This window comes from Neisseria zalophi, assembly GCF_008807015.1.
Classification (GTDB): domain Bacteria; phylum Pseudomonadota; class Gammaproteobacteria; order Burkholderiales; family Neisseriaceae; genus Neisseria; species Neisseria zalophi.
Window position 1 is genome coordinate 2,184,495 of the sequence record NZ_CP031700.1, and the last position, 12,828, is coordinate 2,197,322.

Consider the following 12,828-nt stretch of genomic DNA (forward strand, 5'->3'; position numbering starts at 1 on the left):
CTGAACATTTTTCCTCTTAAAATATTTACCGAATCAAAACTCAAATAACAATACTTTTTAACTTTAACACTTATGGCTATTAAATCTAATACATTATTTCATTTCACACCCAAAGAAGAATATTTGTTTGATCTTTTAGAAAATGGCTTTTGTCCGAGATATTGTTATGAAGATATTAGATGGATTTTTAATGAAGAGTTTCTACAAGAACTATCCAATACAAATAACGATGAAGGATTTCTTATAAAGCTTGTTAAAGGTTTTACTGAAAAAACTATTTCTTCTATCGCTTATCCTATGACTTGTTTTTGTGATATTCCTTTAACTCAAATTACATCCCATACAGATTTATATGGAAAATTTGGCTTAGGAATGACTAAAGAATGGGGAATTAAAAATGGTTTAAACCCAATATTTTACGTCTCCAGAGACAGCTCTATACCTAATAATATTCGCAAATACCTCTTAGATTTTCATAATATATATTCAGTACCATTGAAAATCATCAATGAACAAGAATCTATAATGCCATTATTGAATTTATTACCTTTCATTAAGCCTTTGAAAGGTGAAATGAAAAAATCAGGCCAGACTTTCAAAAAAAACTTTGATGAAGAGTGTGAGTGGAGGTATATACCGCCACTTCAAAAACCAAAATTTGAGAGCTTTATACCCAACCTTCCACTTATAGAAAAAAGTCTTGAAGAAGAAAACGCATTAACTAAAAAATATGCATCATTAGCTTTCCAACCAAATGATGTTAAATATATTTTCGTTCCTAGTGACAAAGAAATCCCTAATGTTATCAAAAAAATTCATGAAATTTTTAATGATAAAAAATACGAAAAAGATGAAATACATTTACTTTCATCAAAAGTAATTTCACTGGAAACCATAACAAAAGATATTTAATAGATAATATAACCTGATTCATTAATTTTTATAAATAACCTACTATGAACACATCCCAACCTATCCTCCCTCCTGCTATGCTCGGCGTGCTTGGCGGCGGCCAACTAGGCCGTATGTTTGTCGTTGCCGCCAAAACCATGGGCTATCAAGTGACCGTACTCGATCCCAATCCTGATGCGCCGGCCGCCGCATTTGCCGACCGCCACTTGTGCGCACCATTCGATGATAAAGCCGCTTTGACCGAATTGGCCGAATGCGCCGCCGTAACCACCGAATTTGAAAACGTTAGCGCCGATGCCCTGCATTTTTTGGCCGACCATACCGTTGTTTCGCCGCGCGGCGATTCGGTATCCATTGCCCAAAACCGTATTCAGGAAAAAGCATGGATTCAAAAAGCCGGTTTGGAAACGGCGCCTTATCAGGCAGTTTGTTCTCTTGACGACATTACCGAAGCCAGTGCGGAACTCCTACCCGGCATTTTAAAAACCGCCACCTTGGGCTATGACGGCAAAGGTCAGGTCCGCGTAAAAACATTGGACGAACTAAAAGCGGCCTTTGAAACGTTAAACCGCGTGGACTGCATCTTGGAAAAGATGGTGGATTTGCGTAGTGAAATTTCCGTAATTGTCTGCCGTTTAAACAGTGATAACGAACAAACTTTCGACCCTGCCGAAAATATCCACGAAGACGGCATACTGGCCTATTCCATCGTACCCGCCCGTTTGAGTGCCGATGTGCAACAGCAGGCGCAAGATATGGCGCGGCGCTTGGCCGATGAGTTGGATTATGTCGGCGTGTTGGCGGTTGAAATGTTTGTGGTCGGCGATACCCATAGCTTAATCGTGAACGAAATGGCACCCCGCCCGCACAACTCCGGCCATCACACCTTAAACGCCTGCACAACCGACCAATTCCAGCAACAAGTCCGTATTATGTGCGGCCTGCCGCCTGCCGACACCCGCTTATTGTCTTCCTGCTGCATGGCCAATATTTTAGGCGATGTGTGGAAAGACAACGGCGAGCCGGATTGGCTGCCAATACAAACCGACCTACATGCCTATCTGCACCTTTATGGTAAAAAATCAGCCAGTAGAGGCCGCAAAATGGGGCATTTCACGGTTTTAGACCAAGATGCCGGCACGGCCTTTGAAAAAGCCCAATCACTGCATGCAAAATTATGATGCCGTTTCAGTGACATAAATGCCGGTAAGGTTTGTTTTTATTATCTATAAAAACCATAATGCACTCTATTTAGGCCGTCTGAAATATTCACTTATTTTCAGACGGCCTGATTTTTTTGCAAAACCTGCCAAAATGTTGGAAACTTAAGGCCGTCTGAATGTCTTAACCGACTTAAGCCGATTTTATCCATTTCCACAACCCTACTTTTCAGACGGCCTCCGATAACCTATGCATGCAAATAAAATCCCTGCCAGTGCCGCTATGCTGGTGAAAAACTCCGAACGCTATCTGCCCGAAGTATTGGCCGCTTTGTCAGCATTCGACGAAGTGCTGCTACTCGATAACGGCTCAACCGACCGCACCTTTGAAATCGCGCAACAATTTGAAAACGTACGTATACACACACATGAGTTTACCGGTTTCGGCCCCATGAAAAATTTGGCCGCTTCTCTGGCCAAACATCATTGGATTTTCAGTATCGACAGCGACGAAGTGCCCGATGCCGAGTTAATCGAAAGCATTCGGGAGGCGGTTGCGCATAACGACCCGCAAACCGTTTACAGCCTTTCGCGCCTAAACCATTACAACGGCCGCCTGATTAAAGGGTGTACGTGGTATCCCGATATTCTACCCCGGCTTTATCACCGCAACTACACAGAATTTTCCGACCGACAAGTACATGAAAGCCTTCAAATACCATCCAATCTGATTGTGCGCAAGTTAAAAGGCCATTTAAAGCATTACTCTTATGAAAATGCCGAAGGCCTGATTCAAAAGATGCAGCATTACACAACCTTATATGCGGTAGAAAACCGCTATAAAAAAACAGCTACCCCATTCAAAGGCTTGCTGCATGGTATGACTGCTTTTTTTAAAAACTATATTTTAAAACGCGGCTTCTTATATGGTGCAGACGGCTTGATTATTTCGGCAACCAATGCACAAGGCTCTTATTATAAATACGTTAAGCTCTACGAACACAACCGCAATGTCAGTGTTGCGCTGATTATCACTACCTACAACCGCCCCGACGCATTAGCTTTGGTGCTGAAATCCGCTTTGGCACAAACCCGCCTGCCTCAAGAAATTATTATTGCCGACGATGGCTCCGACCGCAGAACCACCGAAGTGATAGGCAAATTCGCCCAAGTCAGCCCGGTTCCGGTTAAGCATACTTGGCAACAAGACAAAGGTTTTCGTGCCGCTCAATCCCGCAATCGTGCCATTGCGGCGGCCTCTTCCGATTATTTGATTATTATCGATGGGGATATGATATTGGATCCGTCTTTTATTGCCGACCATATCGCCATTGCCCGGAAAGGCCGTCTGATTCAAGGTTCGCGCGTATTAATCATGCAAGAACGTACCCAAGATATTCTGAGTGACCGTGAGCTACTATTGCCCAATCTTTCCTTTACCGCCAACGGCATTGAAAAACGTTTGGCCGCTCTCAGAATGCCCAAGCTGGCCAAATTTATCGGCAAACGCGGCAATCAAAAACATAAAGGCGTTAAAAGCTGTAATATGGGTTTTTTCCGTGACGACGCACTGGCGGTTAACGGCTTTAATAATGAATTTGTCGGCTGGGGGCGTGAAGACAGTGAATTTATTGCACGTTGCTACCATAACGGTATGAAACGGCATAATCTCAAATTTGCCGGCATTGCCTATCATTTATGGCATAACGAAGCCGATAGGGCTGCCTTGCCGACCAATGATGCTTTATTAAAAGCCACTTTGGAAGAAAAGAAAATCCGCTGCGAACATGGTGTGGATGAATTTTTAGCACAACCCGATAAACCTGACGACTCGGATAATGAAACCCAAACGATCCCCTAAATATTAAAAAACGGGATAACACGTTTTAAATCATGAATAAAAACCAAAGGCCGTCTGAAAACATTTTCAGACGGCCTTGATTAAGCGCAATGGTTTGAAACCAAATAGTTTAATTAATACAGACCCTCGCGCTCTTCACGGGTACTGATATAGATATTTTTCACTTGAGTATAAGCATTCAATATCATTTTATGGGTTTCACGACCGATACCGGATGTTTTGTAACCGCCGAATGGTGCGCCGGCAGGCAGACGGTTATAACAGTTCACCCAAACACGACCGGTTTCCAATGCATGTGAAACACGCAGGCAACGGTTAATGTCTTTACTCCAAACTGCACCGCCTAAGCCGTATTCGGAATCATTGGCCATTTTCACCACTTCTTCTTCGGTTTTGAATTTAATCACGGTTGCCACAGGGCCGAAGATTTCTTCTTGAGAAATACGGGCATCATTACCTTTAGCTTCAATCAGAGTCGGCTCAACGAACTCGCCTTTACCCAAATCGCCACTTTCAATTTTCTTACCGCCGGTAATAATACGGCCACCTTCTTGCTCACCGATTTTCACATATTTCAGAATAGTTTCCAGTTGGCCGACATTAACCTGAGCACCCATTTGAGTATCGTCTTCCCAAGGCAGGCCGACTTTCACTTTTTTAAACTCTTCTGCCAAGGCTGCAACAAATTTATCGTAGATACCTTCTTGAACGAAAATCCGTGAACCGGCACAGCACACTTGGCCTTGGTTAAACAAAATACCTTTTTGTGCACCTTCTAAAGCTTTATCAAAAGGCATATCGTCAAAGAAAATATTGGCAGACTTACCGCCCAATTCCAAAGTAGACGGAATCAACATTTCCGCTGCCGCAATACCGACACGACGACCGACCGCAGTCGAACCGGTAAAGGCTAATTTATTAAAGCCTTTATGGTGCAGCATATATTCACCTGATTTGGAACCACTACCGGTAATAATATTGAATACGCCTTTGGGTAGCAGATGATTGATTTTTTGAGCCAACGACAACAAACTCAATGAAGTGCTGCTAGAAGGGTGAATCACAATGGTACAACCAGCCGCCAACGCAGGGGCGATTTTCCATGCAGCCATCAGGAATGGGAAGTTCCACGGAATAATCTGACCGACCACGCCAATCGGTTCACGCAATACGAGGGATAAATCTTCTCCATCCAACTGATTGCATGTACCCTCTTCTCCACGGATAACACCGGCAAAATAACGGAAATGATCGGAAGCCAACGGAATATCTGCGGCACGGGTTTCACGAATCGGTTTACCGTTATCCAGTGTTTCCTGCAACGCAAACAACTCGGCATTCTCATCAATCACATCGGCAATTTTATTGAGAATGGCTGCACGTTCTGTAACGGTCGTTTTACCCCATGTTTTAAAAGCTTTCTGTGCGGCTTCAACAGCAGCATCCACATCTTCATTCGTAGCCTCGACAAATTTGGCCAACTCCTCATTATTAGCCGGATTGTAAGACGTACGCATTTCGCCTTTGCTGCCTTTGGTCCATTCGCCATTAATCAGCAAACCATATTCTTTATCAAATACATTTAAATTTTTAGCCATTGTCATTCTCCTAAGTTTATAGTTATAAGCTCGTAAGCTTGACTTTAGCATAGTAGCTTTCAACTGATGTTTCAAGCATATCCGGCCGAGAGTATTGTAAAATTATGCTTTTTTTTATCACTAGATATTAATGCCAATAGCATTTGATTACACTCATTTTTAATTAAACGGTTTCTTCTGCCAGTATGGTTTTATATCTTTCAGACGGCCTATAAAAACATCTTGCTCTTCATTACCTAATTCGAATACCAAAGCACCGGATAAATCGGTACGCAATAATGTGATGCCGTGCGCCCGCAAACGCCGTCTAACCGCCTTTGCCGGATGTTTATAAGCATTGGCATAACCGCTGGACGCCACCGCATAACGTGGCGAAACCGTATTCAAAAAGCGTCCGCTTGAAGACGACCCACTACCGTGATGCCCCAAAATCAGTACTTGGCTATACAACTTTTCACCAAATTCATTAACCAATGCCGATTCGCCGCTTTTTCTTAAATCGCCCGTAACCAATAACGACTGCCCTGCGGCCAACACCCGCAAGACGCAACTTTTATCATTATCTTCACGCGCCAAGGTTTCAGACGGCCTTAAAAATTCAAAATACACGCCGTCCCAAAACCAATAACGTTCTTCACACAACGAAGCCCCGTTATAAAACTCAGGCTGGCCGGCCATGATCAGTTGCGGCTTTTTCGCTTGATTGACTTGTCGGAATCCACCGTCGTGATCGGCATCATGATGCGACAATACCAACATATCCAAATGCCGCACCCCCGCCGCATTCAGACTGGGCAGAATATTCATCACCGCCGTCGGCTCCGTACCCGTGTCAAACAAAAGATGATGCCGGTGCGTCTGCATCCATACCGACAAACCCTGCCCCGCATCCCAAACGGTAATTTTCAGACGGCCTTGGGCGACTTCCGGCGGACGATATACCACAAACCCCAACAACACCAAACAGGCAAAAGGTTTCCAACCGCTGCCGCGCGGCAATAACAACAGCCATGCCGAAACCACGGCCAACAAAAGCAGATAAGGCGGCGCCGCGGCAACCGCATATTCCGGCGCACCTTGCGCCATATACGCCAGCGCACGCAATGTATATTCGCCCGCACCCGCCGCCAGCCACTGTAATGCCGGAAGCGGTACTAAAGAAGCCAATAAAGCCAGCGGCACCAACACCCACGAAAACCACGGCACCGCCACCATATTGACCAACGGGCTAATCAGCGGCAGCGAAGCAAATATACTGCCCAAAGCCACCGCTGAAAGTACCGAAACTGCCCACTGGGCGCGTAATACCTGCCGCCACCCCTTATCTGTTTTCAGACGGCCTGACGATACCCACAACAACGCCCCCACCAAGCCGAAAGACAACCATAGCCCTGCACTCAGTACCGCCTGCGGGTCAAACAGCAACACCAGCGCCAATGCCTGCCACCAACCGCGCCACGCCGCCACACCGTTACCGCACCACCAAGCCCATGCCAATGCAGACAACATCAAAACGCTACGTTGCGTCGGCACGGAAAAACCCGCCAAACCCGCATACAACAAAGCCGCCGTTAGCCCTGCGGCCAATATCCATAAACGCGGTATTTTCGGCACAAACGGCCATAGGCGTAATATTTGTTTCATCAACCAGCCCGCCAATAAAGCCACCATGCCCACATGCAGGCCCGAAATACTCACCAGATGATTTAAACCCAATGGCCGAAAGGTTTGCCAAATATCTGCTCTTAAAGCCGATTTTTCACCCAAACTCAATGCCCGCATTAATGACAGGCCGTCTGAAAAATCATGGTCGCGCATATCGGCTTGCTGCCAATTCAAACTGATGGCTTCCCGAACCGCTAACAGTCCGCCTGCGCGACCCGACAACTGTTTCCGCTCCTTGCCAACCGTACCCCAGCCATCGAAACCGGATGCCAATGCCCATGCCTCACGATTTAATCCGCGCAAATTAACTTCGCCGACAGGCGCACGCACTCTGGCAGAAACTTGCCACCGGCTACCTGCCGGCCAATCCCGTAAATGATAGTCCGACAAGCGCAAACGATAATGTTTGCCGGATTCATCAACCGCATCGGCAACAAAACGTACCCGCCGCCTATCAGCCTGAGACAAGTCGATGACTTGAACGGTCAACGGTACGGAAACCACTTCCTCAGACAGCGGCCACTGTTTAGCCAACTGCCATTGCGTATGCCCGATGCCATACAACATGCCCGAAAGACACACCCAAGCCCACCCTGCCGCACGAAACCGCCATGCCGCCGCTAATAGAACCAACCACAGTACAATAGACCATGCCCACGGCGGCACAACAGGCAATGCAAACGACACCGCCACACCTGCCACCCATAGCGGCAACCCGAATCCCCGCATCAATAAAATTCTTTTTAATAATAAACACAGTTATCATAAAGCAATATAAGCAGAACGTCATCCGTATATATTCCAAAAGCCAAACACCCTGTTATGATAGATATATTTAGGATAGAAAAGAAAAAACGCAATCTGCCGAACTTTTTCGGTATACCTGCATCAGTGATAAAAACAGGATAATTACAATGCCCGTACTATTTTTCTAACAACTATAGATAACAAAGGAGCTGTATTATGCTTTCTACAAAAATCATCACTCATCTAAACGATCAAATGAATCTTGAGTTTTATTCATCCAACGTTTACCTGCAAATGTCCGCATGGGCAGACAGCCACGGTTTTGAAGGCACTGCCGCATTCTTAAAAGCACATGCCGCCGAAGAAATGCAGCATATGCAACGGCTTTTCGATTATTTGAGCGAAACCGGTGCTACGCCTAAAATCGGCACAATTGATGCCCCTAGAGCAGACTATAACGGCTTAAAAGATGTTTTTGAGACTGTATACGCACATGAAAAAATGATTACGCAAAAAATCAATGAATTGGTTGAAGCCACATTTGCCGAAAAAGATTTTTCATCATTTAATTTCTTGCAATGGTATGTAGCCGAACAACATGAAGAAGAGCGTTTATTCAAATCTATTTTAGACAAGCTCAATTTAGTCGGTGACGACGGCAAAGGGCTGTATTATGTTGATAAAGACTTATCGGCATTAATCCCACCTGCTGCCTAAAACTTTATTATTCACAGGCTGATAACTAAAAATTATCAGCCTGCATTAAATAACATTCACATCCGAATAAACCAGTAAAAGTATGGTTTATATCCATTTGATTAGAACCCTGTATCTTGTTATTCTGAAAATCTATTAGAATAACCAAGCGGTATCATGAATTTGTTATAATCTGCTCATTATCTATTTCCCACAATTCAAATAAATGATGCGTTACTTTATTTTATTCCCTGTCTTACTTTGTGCTGCTTGCGGTTCTCAAAAAGCTGTACGCCCCAATGCCCCCACTCCTTTAGTGGCTGAAGCACAAACACAAACTATCCATTATCAAGCAGGAAAAAACAAACGCCTGACTGCGGTTTATAACAACAGTAACAGCCCGCTTACCGTAGAGCTGCGCCAAGGTAATACGGTTGAAACACTACAGCAAATCCAATCATGGGCACAAGGCGTAGAATATGGCAATGCCACCACACGCTGGCATATACAAGATAGCCGCGCCACTTTAAAACGTAAAGGCTCAACTACAGTCTATCGTGAAGTAGAATAAGCTGCCTAATCGGTTTGAATACAATCTACTTTCCACATTTATTTGATAATAAGGCCGTCTGAAAACTTTTTCAGACGGCCTTACTCCCATGTATTCATCCAATGCTTGTTGATAACCTTTTTATACCGATGCGATTAAGGTAACAACATCTAATGTAAATGAGCCATCTTCTTGAATATCAAAATAGTTTTTTAAATCTTGGCTACTACCTTGTTGCAATGCCCTGATACTGGCAACAAAATGCTCAGGGGTACGCATTCTCGTTATCCAAGAAGCAAAATCTAACGGCAACTTATGCGTTTGCATACTCTGAACCTGTAACCCTGCATATCCCAACATAGTTTGCCATTGAGAAGCGGAATAGTCCCGCACATGACTGGTATCCCGAAGGATTTCTATGGTTTGTAAAAAGCTGTCATAAAGTGGATTGGCGGGTGAGATAACATCTACCATCATCACTTTGGCATCTGGCTTACAAACCCGCCGAACTTCTTTTAAAGCTTAGAGCACATCTTGCCAATGGTGCGCTGAAAAACGACTGATAACCATATCAAAGCTATCATCGGCAAAAGGTAATAACTCAGCTATTCCTTGTTCTATCTCAATATTATCCAGCCCTCTTTCTTTCGCCGTTTTCGCTACAAGGTTCAGCATATCTTTTGATAAATCATAAGCAATCACTTTATGAGCCCACGGCGCCACATTAAAGCTAACATGCCCGGCTCCACATCCCAAATCTAATACAGTAGGTTGCTGCAACTGTTGTACTTGTTGCGCCATTAATGCAAATTCTTGGCCTGAAGCATGTACACTGCTTTGCAAATATAAATTTGCCTGCGAGCTAAATTGCTTATCTATCAGATCATTATGGGTTTTGTAACCAGATACTGGTTTATCGGTGTTATTTATATTTGTATTATTCATATTCAACCGCCTGTCTGTCGCTATTCGACCAATAATAATTGATTATCCCATTTAATAATATCATATCAATAATCAACATATTTTATATTTTAAAATATAAAACAAAAGTTTATATATCATTATTCTATTAGTAAATACGCACTGCTTATTATTTTATCCTATCTACCCACATCCGAAACAATACCGTACATTAGTGATTTAACTCGGTAAAGTAATATGAAAAGAGGCCGTCTGAAATTTTTTTCAGACGGCCTCTTTTCATTGATCACTACACAATCCCATCTTGGGCGCTATCAAGAAAAACTCAGCTTCCCGTTACTTTGGCTGTTTATTTTTCTCAATGATTTTTTCATATAAAAATGTTAAAGCAAACTCTACGGCCTGGCGGCGTACTTCATCACGATCGCCTTCAAATAGCGCGGTCTTGGCCCAAATACGCTGCTTGGTTGCCAATCCGAACCATACCGTCCCCACAGGTTTTTCCTCACTACCACCGGTTGGACCGGCAATACCGGAAATACTCAAAGCATAATCCGTTTTGGTGATCAGCAATGCACCAAGTGCCATTTCACGCACCGTTTCTTCACTAACGGCACCATAAAATTCCAAGGTATTTTTTTTCACACCCAAAATATTCTGTTTGGCTTCATTACTATACGTTACCAACCCTGCTTGAAACCATGCGGAGCTGCCCGGTAAACTGGTAAGTGCTCCTGATAACAATCCTCCGGTGCAAGATTCGGCACAAGAAACGGTTTGGCCATATTCGACAAGCAGCCCGGTGAGATCGGCTAGAATATTATCCATAATATAAAGCTTCCATATAGAGTGCTCGGAAAGAATGCCAACAGTAGCTTCTATATCATCTGTTTGATTCCCAAAACACTAAAATTGTGACTCAAATAACACTGCTTATAATTCACCCTATTTTATCCTATCTGCTTATCTTCGTGGCGATTCATCCATTATTTTCACTAACAAAACGATATATTTACTGAAAATATCACCGAACAACACTTCTTTATTATCTTTATCTACCATTCTAAAAAATCAATCTAAATATATGGTTGTACGAATACTATGCAATAAAAACCGGTTTGGTATTCATGCTGATTCCAAACGGATTTTTTGTCTCAATTATACTAACATCATAAATATCAAACTCATAATAAGCCAAGCGAGATAATCGGAAAGGCGATTAATATGGCCAACCTGATAAATTATAAAATAATAAATAGTATTACTACCGTAAACATATCGGCAAGCTTAATATGCGGTGCAATCACCTTAATCACAAAAATATTCATTCCCATCTGCGGCGTAATCAATCCAAGTTCGACGGTCAGCACGGTAATAATGCCGAAGCAAATCGGATCAAATTCTAAGGAAACAACAGGATAGACCACAGGAATAGTAATCATCAACATGGCCGAAGCATCCATAAACAATCCTAGAAGGATGCACAGCAAAATAATCATAGGGCTAACAGCCAAACCCGAAATCCATACTGATAAGGTATAAGACAAGCGGGAAACAAAGATAGCGTTTCTATTAATGACTGCTTCAAGCCCTTAAGGCGTATTCCTTTCACAACAGCATAAAACCAAGAGGCAAGTGCACCTATGGCGGCACCTTCAGTCGGCGTAAACACACCCATTAAAATCAAAAAGCATTAAAATCACGTAAATTTGATATGATACCAACAAACAATCTGCTTCAATTCCAATAATAAGTAACAGTAAAATGCCTTATACAATATTAATCAAGTAAACCATGATTCAACCAAATAAGACCCGTCACGGCGTAAAGTCAGTAGAAATCGGATTGTCGATTTTAGATATCTTAATTGACTATAAAGAGCCGATGAAATTAAAAGATATTGCTTTTACAATGCAAATGCCGGCAGCAAAAATACACCGTTATCTGGTTAGCATGACGGTGAAAAACTACGTGAAGCAATTAAGTAATGGATACTATACGGTAGGCAACCGGATTAACTCTATTCAACAAGCCGGTTTAGAACAAACCAGCGTACTAAACCAACTTAATAAAATAGCAACAGACATAAAAAACAATTTAAATTGTAGTGTGCAAGTAGCCAGATGGTTTAATGAAGGGCCTATTATTATTCAATCTGTCGATCTTAATAATTTTATTAGTATCAATACCCGTATAGGTTCCAAAATGCCGTTATTCTCCTCTGCTACAGGAAAACTCTTAGCGAGCTACCAGCCTTTAGACATAATTAAACCCCTAGTATTAGCAGAATTAAAATCATTTTCAGACAATTCAAATGAAGACAAGCTTAATGAAAATGACAGCATTGCACCGCCAAACAAACAAATCAAAGAAGATATTTTAAAACGTTGGCATGAATTTGAATCATCCCTAGCTGAAATTAGGGAACAAGGTTTTTCTTATGTTATCGGTAATATGATGACAGGAATTAATGCTTTTAGTATAGCGGTAGATATGACACACTTATCAGATATAAAAAACGCCACAGATACACTTGACCACCAACAACAAATATATGCCGTCACCGCCATTGGTACAGCAGAGCAATTACCCTCAAGTAAACGAAATAAAATCCTTAAAGAAATGCTTGCTATTGCACAGCATTACCGTCTTTTATAGCCTAATAACAAACCCTAAAACTACCAACATAGCATTTACCAGAATAAAACCCTTATT

At 42.7% G+C, this 12,828-nt stretch carries 12 protein-coding genes; 6 read left to right on the top strand and 6 right to left on the bottom strand.

The annotated features are described in order from the left end of the window. Window positions 1-72: 72 nt before the first annotated feature. The 3 genes from D0T92_RS10105 (at window position 73) to D0T92_RS10115 (ending at window position 3,933) form a co-directional block, all read left to right on the top strand. Window positions 73-912, top strand: coding sequence for an abortive infection system antitoxin AbiGi family protein (locus D0T92_RS10105; protein ID WP_151052526.1), 840 nt, complete (start codon window positions 73-75; stop codon window positions 910-912). Between the two features lie 44 nt (window positions 913-956). After that, entirely contained in the window at window positions 957-2,093 is a 1,137-nt protein-coding gene (locus tag D0T92_RS10110) for a 5-(carboxyamino)imidazole ribonucleotide synthase (RefSeq protein WP_151052528.1), read from the top strand. Between the two features lie 229 nt (window positions 2,094-2,322). Beyond that, on the top strand, window positions 2,323-3,933 hold the full coding sequence (locus D0T92_RS10115; protein WP_151052530.1) for a glycosyltransferase family 2 protein: 1,611 nt from the start codon (window positions 2,323-2,325) through the stop codon (window positions 3,931-3,933). A 113-nt stretch (window positions 3,934-4,046) separates the two neighbouring features. Here the strand turns inward: D0T92_RS10115 and D0T92_RS10120 are convergent, their stop codons facing one another. Then, on the bottom strand, window positions 4,047-5,531 hold the full coding sequence (locus tag D0T92_RS10120; RefSeq protein WP_151052532.1) for an aldehyde dehydrogenase family protein: 1,485 nt from the start codon (window positions 5,529-5,531) through the stop codon (window positions 4,047-4,049). 159 nt (window positions 5,532-5,690) lie between these two features. After that, window positions 5,691-7,925, bottom strand: coding sequence for a DNA internalization-related competence protein ComEC/Rec2 (locus D0T92_RS10125; RefSeq protein ID WP_404821650.1), 2,235 nt, complete (start codon window positions 7,923-7,925; stop codon window positions 5,691-5,693). A gap of 234 nt (window positions 7,926-8,159) precedes the next feature. On the opposite strand from D0T92_RS10125, the gene ftnA reads away from it, so the two are divergent. Then, a complete protein-coding gene (gene ftnA, locus D0T92_RS10130) occupies window positions 8,160-8,660 on the top strand; it encodes a non-heme ferritin (RefSeq protein ID WP_151052536.1) in 501 nt (166 codons plus the stop codon). Window positions 8,661-8,865: 205 nt separating this feature from the next. Beyond that, entirely contained in the window at window positions 8,866-9,210 is a 345-nt protein-coding gene (locus D0T92_RS10135; RefSeq protein ID WP_151052538.1) for a putative periplasmic lipoprotein, read from the top strand. A gap of 120 nt (window positions 9,211-9,330) precedes the next feature. Here the strand turns inward: D0T92_RS10135 and D0T92_RS11635 are convergent, their stop codons facing one another. From D0T92_RS11635 to D0T92_RS10155, 4 genes are all read right to left on the bottom strand, one after another. Next, window positions 9,331-9,666: a hypothetical protein gene (locus tag D0T92_RS11635; RefSeq protein WP_225315108.1), complete on the bottom strand. Its 336-nt coding sequence runs from the start codon at window positions 9,664-9,666 to the stop codon at window positions 9,331-9,333. 45 nt (window positions 9,667-9,711) lie between these two features. Then, window positions 9,712-10,134, bottom strand: a complete 423-nt coding sequence (locus tag D0T92_RS11640; protein ID WP_263641686.1) for a class I SAM-dependent methyltransferase — start codon at window positions 10,132-10,134, stop codon at window positions 9,712-9,714. A gap of 315 nt (window positions 10,135-10,449) precedes the next feature. Continuing rightward, entirely contained in the window at window positions 10,450-10,941 is a 492-nt protein-coding gene (locus D0T92_RS10145) for a CinA family protein (RefSeq protein WP_151052540.1), read from the bottom strand. Between the two features lie 413 nt (window positions 10,942-11,354). Next, complete coding sequence (locus D0T92_RS10155) at window positions 11,355-11,660, bottom strand: TRAP transporter large permease subunit (protein ID WP_225315109.1); 306 nt, start codon at window positions 11,658-11,660, stop codon at window positions 11,355-11,357. A gap of 247 nt (window positions 11,661-11,907) precedes the next feature. Between D0T92_RS10155 and D0T92_RS10160 the strand changes: the two genes are divergently transcribed. Continuing rightward, window positions 11,908-12,771: an IclR family transcriptional regulator gene (locus D0T92_RS10160; RefSeq protein ID WP_151052543.1), complete on the top strand. Its 864-nt coding sequence runs from the start codon at window positions 11,908-11,910 to the stop codon at window positions 12,769-12,771. The last annotated feature ends 57 nt before the right edge of the window (window positions 12,772-12,828 follow it).